This window comes from Luteimonas sp. A482 (assembly GCF_054072655.1).
Genome location: NZ_JBSVRO010000001.1, coordinates 533,732 through 548,756 on the forward strand (window position 1 = coordinate 533,732; position 15,025 = coordinate 548,756).

Annotated in this window: 11 protein-coding genes and 1 pseudogene; 3 read left to right on the forward strand and 9 right to left on the reverse strand. The window is 68.9% G+C overall.

Annotated features, from left to right (window positions below; all coding sequences use genetic code 11):
• Positions 1–25: 25 nt before the first annotated feature.
• The gene (locus tag ACW5DW_RS02365) at positions 26–904 is read right to left on the reverse strand and encodes a LysR family transcriptional regulator (RefSeq protein WP_457017143.1); all 879 of its coding nucleotides are present in this window, start codon (positions 902–904) and stop codon (positions 26–28) included.
• A gap of 209 nt (positions 905–1,113) precedes the next feature.
• Here ACW5DW_RS02365 and leuC point away from each other — a divergent pair, with 209 nt between their 5' ends.
• Both leuC and leuD read left to right on the forward strand, forming a co-directional pair.
• Positions 1,114–2,541: a 3-isopropylmalate dehydratase large subunit gene (leuC, locus tag ACW5DW_RS02370; RefSeq protein ID WP_457017145.1), complete on the forward strand. Its 1,428-nt coding sequence runs from the start codon at positions 1,114–1,116 to the stop codon at positions 2,539–2,541.
• A 13-nt stretch (positions 2,542–2,554) separates the two neighbouring features.
• A complete protein-coding gene (gene leuD / locus ACW5DW_RS02375; RefSeq protein ID WP_457017147.1) occupies positions 2,555–3,202 on the forward strand; it encodes a 3-isopropylmalate dehydratase small subunit in 648 nt (215 codons plus the stop codon).
• Positions 3,203–3,478: 276 nt separating this feature from the next.
• Here leuD and gdhA read toward each other — a convergent pair whose 3' ends face one another.
• From gdhA to ilvC, 8 genes and pseudogenes are all read right to left on the reverse strand, one after another.
• Positions 3,479–4,819: an NADP-specific glutamate dehydrogenase gene (gene gdhA, locus ACW5DW_RS02380; RefSeq protein WP_457017148.1), complete on the reverse strand. Its 1,341-nt coding sequence runs from the start codon at positions 4,817–4,819 to the stop codon at positions 3,479–3,481.
• Positions 4,820–4,884: 65 nt separating this feature from the next.
• The gene (gene leuB / locus ACW5DW_RS02385; RefSeq protein WP_457017150.1) at positions 4,885–5,943 is read right to left on the reverse strand and encodes a 3-isopropylmalate dehydrogenase; all 1,059 of its coding nucleotides are present in this window, start codon (positions 5,941–5,943) and stop codon (positions 4,885–4,887) included.
• A gap of 106 nt (positions 5,944–6,049) precedes the next feature.
• Positions 6,050–7,600, reverse strand: coding sequence for a 2-isopropylmalate synthase (locus ACW5DW_RS02390; RefSeq protein ID WP_457017152.1), 1,551 nt, complete (start codon positions 7,598–7,600; stop codon positions 6,050–6,052).
• Positions 7,601–7,725: 125 nt separating this feature from the next.
• Positions 7,726–8,688: pseudogene (locus tag ACW5DW_RS02395) on the reverse strand (threonine dehydratase); the annotation flags it as partial.
• A 23-nt stretch (positions 8,689–8,711) separates the two neighbouring features.
• A complete protein-coding gene (locus ACW5DW_RS02400; RefSeq protein ID WP_457017153.1) occupies positions 8,712–9,647 on the reverse strand; it encodes an aminotransferase class IV in 936 nt (311 codons plus the stop codon).
• Between the two features lie 55 nt (positions 9,648–9,702).
• Positions 9,703–9,939 carry an ACT domain-containing protein gene (locus ACW5DW_RS02405; protein WP_457017155.1) on the reverse strand — a complete coding sequence of 79 codons (237 nt, stop codon included), beginning with the start codon at positions 9,937–9,939 and terminating at the stop codon, positions 9,703–9,705.
• The gene (gene ilvG / locus ACW5DW_RS02410) at positions 9,923–11,689 is read right to left on the reverse strand and encodes an acetolactate synthase 2 catalytic subunit (protein ID WP_457017156.1); all 1,767 of its coding nucleotides are present in this window, start codon (positions 11,687–11,689) and stop codon (positions 9,923–9,925) included. Before ilvG ends, ACW5DW_RS02405 begins: the two co-directional genes overlap by 17 nt.
• Positions 11,689–12,681 carry a ketol-acid reductoisomerase gene (gene ilvC / locus ACW5DW_RS02415; RefSeq protein ID WP_457017157.1) on the reverse strand — a complete coding sequence of 331 codons (993 nt, stop codon included), beginning with the start codon at positions 12,679–12,681 and terminating at the stop codon, positions 11,689–11,691. The genes ilvG and ilvC overlap by 1 nt, the downstream gene beginning before the upstream one ends.
• Before the next feature lie 367 nt (positions 12,682–13,048).
• Between ilvC and ilvD the strand changes: the two genes are divergently transcribed.
• Positions 13,049–14,887 (forward strand): dihydroxy-acid dehydratase, encoded by a 1,839-nt coding sequence (gene ilvD, locus ACW5DW_RS02420; protein ID WP_457017159.1) that lies wholly within the window; start codon positions 13,049–13,051, stop codon positions 14,885–14,887.
• Positions 14,888–15,025 lie beyond the last annotated feature (138 nt).

Here is a 15,025-nt window from a genome sequence, read left to right on the forward strand (position 1 = left end):
ACGCGAAGTGTCGCGTTGCGCATGATCAGCGTTGCCGCACCGACGCATCGTCCAGCAGCGCCATGAATGCGCGCGCCGCATTCGACAGCGTGCGCCCGCTGTGGGTGACGTAGCCCAGCTGGCGCTGCAGCCGCCCTCCGGCTACGCGCAGCACCACCGTCGACGCATCGAGCATCGTATGCGGCAGCACGCTCCAGGCCAGGCCGACGCCTGCCAGCATCTTCAGCGTCTCCATCGCGTTGGTGGTCATGTGCAGGCGCGGCGCCAGGCCTTCGGCGGCAAAGCGCTCGGCCACGATGCGGTGGGTGAAGGTGTTCGCATCGGGCAGCACCGCCGGATGCGCAGCCAGCTCGCGCAGCGTGGCGCGGCCGCGCGCGGCGAGGGGATGGTCCGGTGCAACCACGAATTCCAGCGGATCGTCCCACACGGGTACGGCGCGCAGCGGCGCCGCGGCCGGGCCGAGCGTGGTGATCGCAAGCTCCAGCCGGCCGTGCAGCACCTCCGACCAGGCGTGTTCGGAATCGAGGAAGCGGATGTCGACCGGCGCCTGCGGATGCTTGCCGATGAACGCGCGCAGCAGCGGTGGCAGCCGGTGCAGGCCGATGTGGTGGCTGGTCGCCAGGGTGAGGTGGCCGGCGACGGACGCGTCCAGATTGCCCAGGGCGCGGCGCGTGTCCTCCATCTCGCCGAGGATGCTCCGTGCGCGCGGCAGCAGGGCGCGGCCGGCTTCGGTAAGCGCGATCTCGCGGCCGATGCGGTCGAACAGCCGCCGCCCCAGGTGCTGTTCCAGCGCGGCGATGCGCTTGCTCACCGCAGGCTGGGTGAGATGCAGCCGCTCGCCGGCCGCCGAGAAGCCGCCGCTCTCGGCGACGGCCAGGAATGCCGCCAGGCTGGCCAGTTGCATCCAGTCGCTCCAGTTATGCGTTGGATGAAAAATATGAATTGGAGTTATCGAATGCAAGTGCCTAGGATGGATCAGCAGGTTGCCCGGCAGCCGCAGACACCGTCATCCCGGCGAAGTGCCTTTCAACAGCCGAAGGCTGGTCAAGCCGGGCTCCATGGCCTGCCTGCCGCTCCGTCACCCACCCCAAGCATCAATCGGAACCATTCGCCATGTCCGGCAAGACTCTCTATGACAAGCTGTGGGAGATGCACGAGGTCAAGCGTCGCGACGACGGCTCCTCGCTGATCTACATCGACCGCCACATCCTGCACGAGGTGACTTCGCCGCAGGCCTTTGAAGGATTGCGCCTGGCCGGCCGCAGGCCGTGGCGCGTGGACGCCAACATCGCGACCCCGGACCACAACGTGCCGACCACCAAAGCCGAGCGCCAGGGCGGGCTGGAAGCGATCGTCGACGAGGTCTCGCGCCTGCAGGTGCAGACGCTTGACGACAACTGCGACGAGTTCGGCATCCTCGAGTTCCGGATGAACGACGCGCGCCAGGGCATCGTCCACGTCGTCGGTCCGGAGCAGGGCGCGACCCTGCCGGGCATGACCGTGGTCTGCGGCGATTCACACACCTCCACGCACGGCGCGTTCGGCGCGCTGGCGCACGGCATCGGCACCTCCGAGGTCGAACACGTGCTGGCCACCCAATGCCTGGTGGCCAAGAAGATGAAGAACATGCAGGTGCGCGTCGAAGGCCGACCGGGCCCCGGCGTGACCGCCAAGGACATCGTGCTGGCCATCATCGGCAGGATCGGGACCGCCGGCGGTAACGGCCACGCGCTCGAGTTCGCCGGCAGCGCGATCCGCGACCTGTCCATCGAAGGGCGCATGACCATCTGCAACATGTCCATCGAAGCCGGTGCGCGCGTGGGCATGGTGGCGGTGGACCAGAAGACCATCGACTACGTGCACGGCCGCCCCTTCGCGCCCAAGGACGGCGACTGGGATGCCGCGGTCGCGCTGTGGAAGACGCTGGTGTCGGACGACGACGCGCGCTTCGATACCGTGGTCGAACTGCGCGCGGAGGACATCCGGCCGCAGGTCAGCTGGGGCACGTCGCCGGAGATGGTGCTGGCGGTGGACCAGAACGTGCCGGACCCGGCGCGCGAGGCCGATCCGGTGAAAAAGGATTCGATCGAGCGCGCATTGAAGTACATGGGACTGCAGGCCAACCAGCCGATCACCAGCATCAGGCTCGATCGGGTGTTCATCGGCTCGTGCACCAACTCGCGCATCGAGGACCTGCGCGCTGCGGCCGCCGTCGCCCGCGGCCGCAGGGTCGCTGCCAGCGTGAAGCAGGCGCTGGTGGTGCCGGGTTCCGGCCTGGTCAAGGCGCAGGCCGAGGCCGAGGGGCTGGACAAGGTCTTCCTGGACGCGGGCTTCGAATGGCGCGAGCCGGGCTGTTCGATGTGCCTGGCGATGAACCCCGACAAGCTCGGCAACGGCGAGCACTGCGCGTCGACCTCCAACCGCAACTTCGAAGGACGGCAGGGCACGGGCGGACGCACCCACCTGGTCAGTCCGGCGATGGCCGCTGCCGCCGCCGTGGCCGGCCACTTCGTCGACGTGCGCGAACTGATGCAAGCCTGAGGACCACGCAGCCATGAAAGCCTTCACCACACATGCCGGCCTGGTCGCGCCGCTCGACCGCGCCAACGTCGACACCGACCAGATCATCCCCAAGCAGTTCCTGAAGTCGATCAGGCGCAGCGGCTTCGGGCGGAACCTGTTCGACGAGTGGCGCTATCTGGACGCCGGCCAGCCAGGCGAGGACAGCAGCACGCGGCCACTCAATCCCGGCTTCGTGCTCAATCTTCCGCGCTATGCCGGTGCCAGCGTGCTGCTGGCGCGCGAGAACTTCGGCTGCGGCTCCTCGCGCGAGCATGCGCCGTGGGCGCTGGAGGAATACGGCTTCCGGGCCATCATCGCGCCCAGCTTCGCCGACATCTTCTACAACAACAGCTTCAAGAACGGACTGCTGCCGATCGTGCTGGCCGACGACGAGGTCGATGCGCTGTTCGCACAGTGCGCGGCCAACGAGGGCTATACGCTGACGGTGGACCTCGCCGCGCAGACGGTGACCCGGCCCGACGGCGCGCAGCATTCCTTCGAGATCGACGCGTTCCGCAAGCACTGCCTGTTCAACGGCCTGGACGACATCGGCCTGACCCTGCAGGAGCGCGACGCGATCGCCACGTTCGAGACCCGGCACCGCGCGGCGCAGCCCTGGCTGTTCGACGCCATGGGGTGAGCCGGCGCGCCTGGCGTTCGCGAGGTCGGATCGCATCCGTAGCCATTCACCGTCGGCTTGAAGCAGCTGTCATCTCGAGCCCAGCTGTCATCTCGAACGCAGCTGTCATCTCGGACCCAGCTGTCATCTCGAACGCAGTGAGAGATCTACCCAACCGAATCACGCCGCCGGAAGAAGATCTCTCACTGCGTTCGAGATGACAGGACGGGCGCGGGCGAGCGACCGAGCGCCCGGTCGCCGCGCTCCGCCTCCACGAGAACGCCGCGCGCCAGCGCCTCAGTAAACGCCTTGCGCCAGCATCGCGTCGGCGACCTTCACGAAGCCGGCGATGTTGGCGCCGTCGACGTAGTTGATGCTGCCGTCCTGGCGCTTGCCGTGGCGCACGCAGTGGCCGTGGATATCCTTCATGATCGCGTGCAGGCGCTCGTCGACCTCCGCGTGGTGCCACGACAGGCGCAGCGCGTTCTGGCTCATCTCCAGCCCGGACGTGGCCACGCCGCCGGCATTGCTCGCCTTGCCCGGCGCATACAGCGTGCCCGCCTCGAGGAACACGTCCACCGCCTCCAGCGTGCTCGGCATGTTCGCGCCTTCGGCCACGCAGACCACGCCGTTGTGCACCAGCGTGCGCGCATCGTCGGCGTCGAGCTCGTTCTGGGTCGCGCAGGGCAGGGCGATCTCGGCCGGGATGTGCCAGGGCCGCTTGCCGGGCAGGTACTCGAAGCGCGCGTCCTCGCCCAGTTCGGACAGGCGTCCGCGGCGCAGGTTCTTCAGGTCGGCGACCTCGCGGATCGCTTCGGGGTCGAAGCCGTCGCGCGCGTACAGCGTGCCGTCCGAATCGCTGAAGGTCAGCACCTTGCCACCCAGTTCCTCGGCCTTGACTGCGGCGAATTGCGCCACGTTGCCCGACCCGGAGACCAGCACCCGCGCGCCCTGCGTCTCGCGCCGCGCGTGGTGCAGCATCTGCTCGACGAAGTAGACCGTGCCGAAGCCGGTTGCTTCCGGCCGCATCAGGCTGCCGCCGTAGGACAGCCCCTTGCCGGTGAACACGCTGCCGGCCTGGTTGGAGAGCTTCTTCATCATGCCGGCCATGAAACCAACCTCGCGCGCCCCCACGCCGATGTCGCCCGCGGGCACGTCGGTATCGGGCCCCAGGTGGCGGTGCAGCTCGAACATCAGCGCCTGGCAGAAGCGCATCACCTCGCCGTCGCTCCTGCCCTTGGGGTCGAAGTCCGCGCCGCCCTTGCCGCCGCCCATCGGCAGCGTGGTGAGCGCGTTCTTGAAGGTCTGCTCGAAACCCAGGAACTTGAGGATCGACAGGTTCACCGATGGATGGAAGCGCATGCCGCCCTTGAACGGACCGATCGCCGAACTGTGCTGCACGCGCCAGGCGCGGTTGACCTGCACGTTGCCGCGGTCGTCGACCCAGCTCACTCGGAACTGGATCACGCGCTCCGGCTCGACCAGGCGCTCCATCAGGCCGTGCTGGCCGTACTCGGGGAAACGCTCCAGGAACGGCCACAGGCTGGCCGTGACCTCCTTTACCGCCTGCAGGAACTCAGGCTGGCCTGGATCGCGGCGTTCGACCCGCGCCAGAAATTCGTCCCTCGAAAGCCGCATTTGCATCCCCTGTCTGTTTCGATGTCGTCGACCCTCGCCGTGCCCCGCGGGCCGGCCGTGCAGCTTCAGGCCATGTGTTCGAGTACCGCCTGCGCGGCGCGGGCGGTATCGACCGCCTGGCCCGGCGCGGCGAGATCGGCGGTGAATACCCTCGCGTCCAGCGCAGCGGAGACCGCCGCTTCCACCGCCGCAGCCTCGGCCTCGAGCCCCAGCGAATGCCGCAGCAGCAGCGCCGCGCTCAGGATCGTGGCGTAGGGGTTGGCGATGCCCTTGCCGGCGATGTCAGGCGCAGAGCCGTGGATCGGCTCATAGATTCCGACCTTGCCGGCGCCCAGCGATGCCGAGGCCAGCAGCCCCAGCGAGCCGGCCAGCATCGAGGCCTCATCGGTGAGGATGTCGCCGAACATGTTCTCGGTCACGATCACGTCGTAGGCGCGCGGCCTGGACAGCAGGTGCATCGCCATCGAATCGACCAACTGGTGCTCGACGGTCACGTCCGCGAACTCATCGCGCATCACCCGCGTGGTCACGTCGCGCCACAGGCGCGAGGTCTCCAGCACGTTGGCCTTGTCGACCGAGGTCAGGTGTCCACGGCGCTGGCGGGCAAGCGCCGCGGCGCTGCGGACAACGCGCTCGATCTCGGCCACGCTGTAGCGGCACAGGTCGGTGGCCTCGGTGTCGCTGCGGGTCTTGTCGCCAAAGTAGATGCCACCGGTGAGCTCGCGCACCACCACGATGTCCACGCCTTGCAGCAGCTCGGGCTTGATCGGGGACGCGTCGAGCGCGGCCGCATGCGGCTTGACCGGACGCAGGTTGGCGAACAGGCCCAGGGCCTTGCGGATTGCCAGCAGGCCCTGCTCGGGGCGGACCTTCGCGTTCGGGTCCGCCCACTTTGGGCCGCCGACCGCGCCCAGCAGGATCGCATCGGCCTTGCGCGCGGCTTCGAGCGTCGCCGCCGGCAACGGTTCACCGTGGCGGTCGATGGCGATGCCGCCGATATCGTGCTCGGCAAATGAGAACGAATGGCCGAAGCGCGTGGCGACGGCTTCCAGGACGGGCAGGGTGGCGGAGATGATCTCGGGACCGATACCGTCCCCGGGCAGTACGACAATGTCAGCGTGCATGGATTTCGAAGGCGAGCGTGGAAGAGGGGCGGACGGCGAAGGCGCTGTCCGCCTGTGCGTGCCGGCCCGACGCGCGAGGCGGCGGACGGCGGCGGTGTGGGTTGGATCAGGCGGTCGCGCGGGCTTCGATGCCCGGCGTGGCGGCGGGCGCGCGGCGCAGGATGCGGTTGGCCACGTCCAGCCAGGCCAGTGCGCTGGCCTCGATGATGTCGCGGCTGGTGCCGCTGCCCTGGTACTCGACGCCCTCGTGGTGGACGCTCAGCGAAGCCTCGCCCTGCGCATCCGCGCCGAGGCCGACGCTGTGCACGCTGTAGCTTTCCAGCGACAGCTTCACCCCGGTCGCATTGCACAGGGCCGCGAACAGCGCATCCACCGGGCCGTCGCCCAGCGCGCTCTCGCTGATCTTCCTGCCGTCCGGATCCGACAGCTCCACCTGCGCGCTGGCGCGCTGGCCGCGATCGCTGATGGTCATCGACGCCAGCCGATAGCCCTGTCCATCGAGGCCACCGTTGATCAGCCGCTCCAGGTCATCGTCCTCCACCACGCGCTGCTGCTCGCACAGGTCCTTGAAGCGGATGAATACCTGGTCGAGCTGCTCGTCCTCCATCGTGTAGCCGAGCGCGCGCAGGCGGTGCTCCAGCGCAGCCCGGCCGCTGTGGCGTCCCAGCACCATCTTGGTGTCGGGCCAGCCGACGTCGGACGGACTCATGATCTCGTAGGTGCTGCGGTTGCGCAGCATGCCGTGCTGGTGGATGCCCGACTCGTGCGCGAACGCGTTCTGGCCAACGATCGCCTTGTTGCGCTGCACCGGCATGCCGATGAGGCGCTGCAGCAGCTGCGAGGTCGACACCAGGCGGCGCGTGTCGATGCGCGTGTCGATGCCGTAGAAGGCGCTGCGCACCTTCAGCGCCATCACCAGCTCTTCCAGCGCCGCGTTGCCGGCGCGCTCGCCGATGCCGTTGATGGTGCACTCGATCTGGCGCGCGCCGCCCTCCATCGCCGCCAGCGAGTTGGCCACGGCCAGGCCGAGGTCGTTGTGGCAATGGGCGCTGAAGATCACGTCGCGCGCGCCCGGGATGTTCGCGATCATGCGCTCGAACAGGCCGCGGATCTCTTCCGGCGTGGTGTAGCCGAGGGTGTCGGGCACGTTGATGGTGGTCGCACCGGCGGCGATCGCCACGCCGACCGCCTCGTGCAGGAAGTCTTCCTCCGTGCGGGTACCGTCCTCGGGCGAGAACTCGATGTCGTCGACGTAGCTGCGCGCCATCGCGACGTGCGTGCCGATCGAGTCGAGCACCTGCTCGCGGCTCATCCGCAGCTTGTGCTCGCGGTGCAGCGGACTGGTCGACAGGAACACGTGGATGCGCGGCTTCGCGGCGCCTTCGAGCGCGCGCGCGGAGGCCTCGATGTCGCCGGGCAGGCAGCGCGAGAGCACGGCCAGGGTGGTGTCGCGCAGCTCGCGCACGATCTGCGCGGTGGCGTCGCGGTCGGACTGCGAGCTGGCCGGGAAGCCGGTTTCGATGATGTCCACGCCCAGTTCGGCGAGCGCGCGCGCCATCACCACCTTCTGCTGCGGAGTCATGCTGCAGCCGGGGGACTGCTCGCCGTCGCGCAGGGTGGTGTCAAAGATGCGTACGAATTGGGGGGTGCTGCTCATGCGAGGAGTTCCTCGGGAAGATCCTTGCGGATGTTACTCGGTGCGGGTTTCTGCCGCGGCGACGATGTATCGGATACAGGGAGAAGGCCGGCGGGAAGCAGGGTCTGCTTCGCCGCCGGCAGCGGAAGTCGCTCGCGCACGCGCCTGCGCGGCTTGCGCGGCGGCCGCGGGCGGACCTCCGAAAGCAGGGTGGCCAGCACGCCGGCATCGACGTTGCCGCCGGACACCACCGCGCACTTGCGCTTGCCGGCCACGCGCTTGCCGGCGGCCAGCGCCAGCGCGCCGGCGCCCTCGGCGATCACGTGTTCCTCCAGCGCCAGGCGCACCAGGGTCTCGCGCAGCTCGGCCTCGCGCACGATGATGACGTCGTCCAGCAGCTCGCGCAGGATGCGTTCGGTGAGGTAGCCCGGCTCCTTCACCCGCACGCCGTCCGCCAGCGTGGCGCGCGGATCGACCAGGCTGCGGTCGCCCTTGAGCGCGCGCGCCATGGCGTCGCAGCCCTCCACCTGCGCGCCGATGATGCGCACGCCCTGCGACTTCAGCGCCAGCGCGACGCCCGCGGCCAGGCCGCCGCCGCCGATCGGCACCAGCACCACGTCCGGGTTCATCGCCGCGGCGATCTCCAGGCCGACCGTGCCCTGGCCGGCGATCACGTCGGGATCGTCGAAGGCCGACAGCAGCCGGAAGCCGTTCTGTTCGGCCAGCTCCTTGGCGAATGCCTTGGCCTCGTCGTAGGTTTCGCCGTGCAGGCGCACCGTGGCGCCCCAATGGGCGACGCCGGCGACCTTGGTCTCCGGCGCGGTCTTCGGCATCACCGTGATCGCGGGGATGCCAAGCCGGTACGCCGCCCAGGCCATGCCCTGCGCGTGGTTGCCGGCGGAGGCGGTGATCACGTAGCGGTCGTCGCCGCGCTCGCGCGCGGCCAGCAGCGCGTTCAATGCGCCGCGCACCTTGTACGAACCGGTGCGCTGCAGGTTCTCGAGCTTGAGCCAGGTGCCGAAGCGCTCGGCGTAGTGGGTCGGGGTGACGTCCAGGTACCTGCGCAGCCGCGCCTGCGCCGCCAGCACGTCGCTGGCGGACACCTCGATGGTGCTGGCTACGGCAGGGTCCATCAGACCGTCGTCAGCCAGTGGCGGTATGCGGCTTCTTGGCCGCGCACGACGCGGCCATACAGTGCCTGCAGCCCACGCGTCACCGGGTTGTCGCCGTAGTGGCGGTCTTCGATCTGCGCCACCGGCGCCACCTCGGCGGCAGTACCGCAGGCGAACACTTCGTCGGCATCCAGCAGTTCGGACAGCGTCGCCATGCGCGACTCCGCGCCGCTGAGCTGCAGCAGCGTGTCGCGGGTGATGCCGGGCAGGGCGTCGCGGTGCTCGACCGCGGTGATGCGCCCGTCCTTGACCATGAACACGTTGGCGCCGGTGCACTCGACCACGTTGTTCTCGCGATCGGTGAACAGGGCCTCATCGAAGCCGCGTGCCTTGGCCTCGCGTTTGGCCAGGATCGAGTTCACGTAGCCGCCGCAGAGCTTGAGCGGCGGCAGCGAATCGGCCGGGTTGCGGCGCCAGCGGCTCACGCCCAGGCGCGCGCGGCTGCCGTTGAGGTGCACCTGGGTGGCGGTGGTGGCGACCATCAGGTGCGGCACGTGGCCTTCGACGTCGAGGCCGAAGCTGCCCTCGCCGAACCAGGCCAGCGGGCGGATGTAGGCGTCGCTGTGGCCGTTGGCGCGCAGCGTCGCCAGGGTGGCCTGCGCGCACTGCGCGGGGTCGAAGGGCAGGCCGAACATCTCCGCGCCCTGGCGCATGCGCTCGAGGTGTTCGGGCAGGCGGAACACGGCCGTGCCCTCGTCCGTGGCGTAGGCGCGGATGCCTTCGAACACGCCGCTGCCGTAGTGCATGGCGTGCGTGGTCAGGCCGGCCTGCATGGTGTCAGAGGCAACCAGGGCGCCGTCGAACCAGGCCAGGGTCTGCGCGGGCGTGGCAACCGGCTGCGCGGCTGCCGCGTGGCGGGCATGGGCTTCGGCGATGGGGGTGACGGTGGCGCTCATGGGAGGTCCGTTGGACAGGTCGCGATGGGGTGGTGGAACGACGGGTGGTGCGCGATCAGGGGCAGGGCTGTACCTGGACCGACAGGCAGTCGTAGAGCTTGGCGAGCTGCGCCTGCAGGGTCGCGTCGGGGCGCTCGCCCTCGACGGTCACCCGCAGCCGCCATTGTTCGCCGTCGGCGCCGGCCTCGCCTTCGACCGCCAGCGGGCGGAAGCCGCGCCGTTCGGTCGCGCCCAGCACGCGCGGCAGCACGCCTTCGGCGCGGCGCAGGATGAAATCAAGCTGGTAGCGCATTGTTGGGCTCCCCGGAGGCGGGCGACGTGGTGGACGGTGCGGCCGGTTCGCCGGTATCCAGCGAGCCGGCATCATCCGGATCCATCATCTGTGCGTTGTTGTGGTTCGGCGGCACCAGCGGCCAGACGTTGGCGGCCGTGTCGATCGCCACGTGCAGGAGGGTCGGGCCCTCCGCCGCGAGCAGCGCCTTGAGCGCGTCGTCCACGCCGGCGGCCTTGTCCACGTGCAGTGCCTGGATGCCGAACGCACGCGCCACTTCGGCGAAGTCCGGATTGTCGGACAGGTCGATCTCCGAATAGCGCTTCTCGAAGAACAGTTCCTGCCACTGGCGGACCATGCCCAGCGCCGAGTTGTCGAGCAACACGATCTTCACCGGCAGCCGGTAGCGGCGGATCGTCGCCAGCTCCTGGATGTTCATCATGAACGAGCCGTCGCCGCTGACGCAGATCACCTGCGCGGCCGGGCTTTCCATCTGCGCGCCCATCGCGGCCGGCAGGCCGAAGCCCATCGCGCCCAGCGCGCCGCTGGTCAGGTGCTGGCGCGGGTGCTGGAAGCGCCAGTGCTGCGCGACCCACATCTGGTGCTGGCCGACGTCGCAGGCGACCACGGCGTGCGGCGCCAGGTCGCTCAGGCGCCTGAGCAGGGCGGGTGCGTAGACCTTCTCGCCGGGCGCGTCGTAGCGCGGCGCGTGGCGGCTGCGGCGTTCGGCGCAGAGGTCGCGCCAGGCCTTGCGCGGGGCCGCGTGGCGGCCTTCCATCTGCGCGGCCAGCGGTGCGGCCAGGCGGCTGAGGCTGGCGCCGATGTCGCCGGGCACCGACACGTCGACGCTGCGCAGCTTGCCGATCTCGCAGCAGTCGCCGTCCAGGTGCACCACGCGTGCATGCGGCGCGAACTCGGCCAGCTTGCCGGTGGCGCGGTCGTCGAAGCGCGCACCGACGACGAACAGCAGGTCGCACTCCTGCACCGCCATGTTGGCGGCGCGGCTGCCGTGCATGCCCAGCATGCCCAGGTTGGAGGGATGCTGCGCCGGCAGCGCGCCCAGCGCCTTGAGCGTGAGCACGGTGGGCAGGCCGGTGAGGTCGACGAACTCGCGGAACGCATCGATCGCATCGCCCAGCACCAGGCCGCCGCCGGCATAGACCACCGGCTTGGTGCACTGGGAGATGAGCGCGGCGGCTTCGTGCAGCGCGGCATCGGGCGGGCCCGGCACCGGATCGACCGGCAGCGGCGAATGCACCGGCAGGTGCGAGGCGTCGCCCACCTGCACGTCCTTGGGCAGGTCGATCAGCACCGGCCCCGGACGCCCGCTGCGTGCGATACGGAAGGCTTCGGCGAACATGCGCGGCAAATCATCGACGCTGCGCGGCAGGAAGCTGTGCTTGACGATCGGCATGGTCATGGCGAACACGTCCAGTTCCTGGAACGCGTCGGTGCCCATCAGGAACGTGGGCACCTGGCCGGTGAGGATCACCATCGGCACCGAGTCGAACATGGCGTCGGCGATGCCGGTCACCAGGTTCGACGCGCCCGGCCCGGACGTCGCCACACAGACTCCGACCCGGCCGCTGGCGCGTGCAAAGCCGTTGGCTGCGAACGCCGCGCCTTGCTCGTGTCGTACCAGCACGTGCTTGAGCGTCGACGCGCCGTGCAGCGCGTCGTAGAACGGCATGATCGTACCGCCGGGGTAGCCGAAGAGCGCATCAACGCCCTCGGCCTCGAGTGCCCGCACCAGCCACTGCGCACCGTTCATCACGCGGCCTCTTTCTCTTCCTTCGGGGAGTTGTCCAGCCACACCATCTTCGCGCGCAGCTTCTTGCCGACCACTTCGATCGGATGGTCGAGGTCGGCCTGCTTGAACTTGTTGTAGTTCGGCAGGCCCGCCGCGTGCTCGGCCACCCAGTTGCGGGTGAAGGTGCCGTCCTGGATGTCCTTGAGCACTTCGCGCATGCGCTCCTTGGTGCCGGCGTCGATCACGCGCGGACCGCTGACGTAGTCGCCGTACTGCGCGGTCTCGGACACGAACTCGAGCATGCGGGTGATGCCGCCTTCATAGAACAGGTCGACGATCAGCTTCAGCTCGTGCAGCACTTCGTAGTAGGCGATCTCGGGCTGGTAGCCCGCTTCGACCAGCACTTCGAAGCCGGCCTGCACCAGCGACGAGGCGCCGCCGCACAGCACGGCCTGCTCGCCGAACAGGTCGGTCTCGGTCTCTTCCTTGAAGGTGGTCTCGATCAGGTTGGCGCGCGCGCCGCCCAGGCCGCCGGCATAGACCAGCGCCAGGTCCTTGGCCTTGCCGCTCTTGTCCTGATGGATGGCGTAGATGCAGGGCACGCCGCGGCCGATCTCGTATTCGCGGCGCACCAGCGCGCCCGGGCCCTTGGGCGCCACCAGCACCACGTCCAGGTCTTCGCGCGGCTTGATCATGTCGAAATGCACGTTCAGCCCGTGCGCGAACAGCAGGCAGGCCCCCGGCTTCATGTTCGGCGCGATCGCGTCCTCGTAGACCTGCCTCTGCACCATGTCCGGCGTGAGGACGGCGACCAGATCGGCTTCCTTCACTGCATCGGCCGGCGTCTTGACGTTGAAGCCGTCGGCCTTGGCCTTGGCCTCGGTCGGACCGCCGGGGCGCAGGCCGACGGTGACGTCGAAGCCCGAATCGCGCAGGTTCAGCGCATGGGCGCGGCCCTGGCTGCCATAACCGACGATGGCGATGCTGGGCTTGGGAAGGGAAGACTGGGTCATTTCAGGGCTCTCTGTGGAACGGTGTGTTGGAGGGGTGGGTGCAAGGCAACAAAAAACCCCGCCCTTGCGGTGCGGGGTTTTGCGATTTGGCGCTTACTGCTTACGCGCCCGATCGTCCCGCACCTGTTGGCGAGGTAATAAGTACGAGTACGAGAATGGACGGCGCGCTGGCGTCGTGGGCATTCTTCGCGGGTGTGTGGCGATGCAGCATTCCTGCAAACTAACCCCCGGTTTCAGGCCTTGTCAAGCGCGAGGGCTTGACAAGCGCATGCGGGCTTTGTTGCCGGTGAAATCATTGCAGCCGAAACGGCGCAAAACCCGCAGAATTCCCGCTTTGACGCGATGCGTCATTCCCGCTGCGAAGTCCATGCCCGAATACCGTTCAAAAACCTCCACCCACGGCCGCAACATGGCCGGCGCCCGCGCGCTGTGGCGCGCGACGGGCATGCGTGACGAGGATTTCCAGAAACCCATCATCGCCATCGCCAACTCCTTCACCCAGTTCGTGCCCGGGCACGTGCACCTGAAGGACCTCGGCCAGCTGGTCGCGCGCGAGATCGAGCGCGTCGGTGGCGTGGCCAAGGAGTTCCACACCATCGCGGTCGACGACGGCATCGCGATGGGCCATGACGGCATGCTGTATTCGCTGCCCAGCCGCGAGGTGATCGCCGACTCGGTCGAGTACATGGCCAACGCGCATTGTGCCGATGCGCTGGTGTGCATCTCCAACTGCGACAAGATCACGCCGGGGATGCTGATGGCCGCGCTGCGGCTCAACATCCCCACGGTCTTCGTCTCCGGTGGCCCGATGGAGGCCGGCAAGACCAAGCTGTCCGACCAGAAGCTGGACCTGGTGGATGCGATGGTGATGGCGGCCGATTCTGCGGCCTCGGACGAGGATGTCGCGGAAGTCGAGCGCAACGCGTGTCCGACCTGCGGCTCGTGTTCGGGCATGTTCACCGCCAATTCGATGAACTGCCTGACTGAAGCACTGGGCCTGTCGCTGCCGGGCAACGGCACCGTGCTGGCCACGCATGCAGACCGCGAGCAGCTGTTCCTGCGCGCGGGACGCACCGCGGTCGAGCTGGTGCACCGCTGGTACGGCGCCGGCGATGAACGCGCGCTGCCGCGCGGCATCGCCACGTTCGAGGCGTTCGAGAACGCGATGACGCTCGACATCGCCATGGGCGGATCGACCAACACCATCCTGCACCTGCTGGCCGCGGCGCAGGAAGGGGGGGTGCCATTCACCCTGGAGGACATCGATCGCCTGTCGCGGCGTGTACCGCAGCTGTGCAAGGTCGCGCCGAATATCCCCGACTATCACGTCGAGGACGTGCACCGCGCCGGCGGCATCATGTCGATTCTTGGCGAACTCGCACGTGGCGGCCTGCTGCATACCGGCACTGCGACCGTGCATGCGAACACGCTGGGCGAGGCCATCGCGAAGTGGGATGTCACGCAGAACGACGATGAAGCGCTGTCGACCTTCTTCCGCGCCGGTCCCGGCGGAATCCCGACCCAGACCGCCTTCAGCCAGTCCACGCGCTGGCCGACGCTCGACACCGACCGCGCGGCGGGCTGCATCCGCAGCGTCGAACATGCGTATTCCAGCGATGGCGGCCTGGCCGTGCTCCGCGGCAACGTCTCGCCCGACGGCTGCGTGGTCAAGACCGCAGGCGTGGACGAGTCGATCCACGTGTTCGAGGGCAGCGCCCGCGTGTACGAAAGCCAGGACGCGGCGGTGCAGGGCATCCTCGGCGACGAAGTGCAGGCCGGCGAGGTCGTGGTGATCCGCTACGAGGGACCCAAGGGCGGCCCGGGCATGCAGGAAATGCTGTATCCGACCAGCTACCTGAAGTCCAGGGGCCTGGGCGCGCACTGCGCCCTGCTCACCGACGGCCGCTTCTCCGGCGGCACCTCGGGCCTGTCGATCGGCCACGTCTCGCCCGAGGCCGCGGCCGGTGGTGTGATCGGCCTGGTGCGCGACGGCGACCGCATCCGCATCGACATTCCCGCCCGGTCGATCGACCTGCTGGTGCCGGAAGCCGAGCTCGCTGCCCGCCGCGCAGCGCAGGATGCGGCCGGCTGGAAGCCCGCGCTTCCGCGGCCGCGCAAGGTCACGGCTGCGCTGAAGGCCTACGCGCTGCTTGCCACCAGTGCGGACAAGGGCGCTGTGCGCAACCTGGCGATGCTGGACGCCTGAGGGACTTCCGCGCGCGACCGACGATGCCGCACGCTGCGACGTGCGGCAAATCGAGCATGCCGTCGGTGAGGTGACTGGCGGCGGCGTCAGGCGCGGTAACGCCTGTGGACTGAGCGCCGCGCGCCGCGCCGTGCGACG

Bases quoted from the DNA above. Each gene is read 5' to 3' on its own strand.
- leuB (WP_457017150.1), bottom strand. From the start codon at position 5,943: ATGCACGCTGACATTGTCGTACTGCCCGGGGACGGTATCGGTCCCGAG.
- ACW5DW_RS02400 (WP_457017153.1), bottom strand. From the start codon at position 9,647: ATGAGCGCCACCGTCACCCCCATCGCCGAAGCCCATGCCCGCCACGCG.
- ilvC (WP_457017157.1), bottom strand. From the start codon at position 12,681: ATGACCCAGTCTTCCCTTCCCAAGCCCAGCATCGCCATCGTCGGTTAT.
- leuC (WP_457017145.1), top strand. From the start codon at position 1,114: ATGTCCGGCAAGACTCTCTATGACAAGCTGTGGGAGATGCACGAGGTC.
- ACW5DW_RS02390 (WP_457017152.1), bottom strand. From the start codon at position 7,600: ATGAGCAGCACCCCCCAATTCGTACGCATCTTTGACACCACCCTGCGC.
- ilvG (WP_457017156.1), bottom strand. From the start codon at position 11,689: ATGAACGGTGCGCAGTGGCTGGTGCGGGCACTCGAGGCCGAGGGCGTT.
- gdhA (WP_457017148.1), bottom strand. From the start codon at position 4,819: ATGCGGCTTTCGAGGGACGAATTTCTGGCGCGGGTCGAACGCCGCGAT.
- ilvD (WP_457017159.1), top strand. From the start codon at position 13,049: ATGCCCGAATACCGTTCAAAAACCTCCACCCACGGCCGCAACATGGCC.
- ACW5DW_RS02405 (WP_457017155.1), bottom strand. From the start codon at position 9,939: ATGCGCTACCAGCTTGATTTCATCCTGCGCCGCGCCGAAGGCGTGCTG.
- leuD (WP_457017147.1), top strand. From the start codon at position 2,555: ATGAAAGCCTTCACCACACATGCCGGCCTGGTCGCGCCGCTCGACCGC.
- ACW5DW_RS02365 (WP_457017143.1), bottom strand. From the start codon at position 904: ATGCAACTGGCCAGCCTGGCGGCATTCCTGGCCGTCGCCGAGAGCGGC.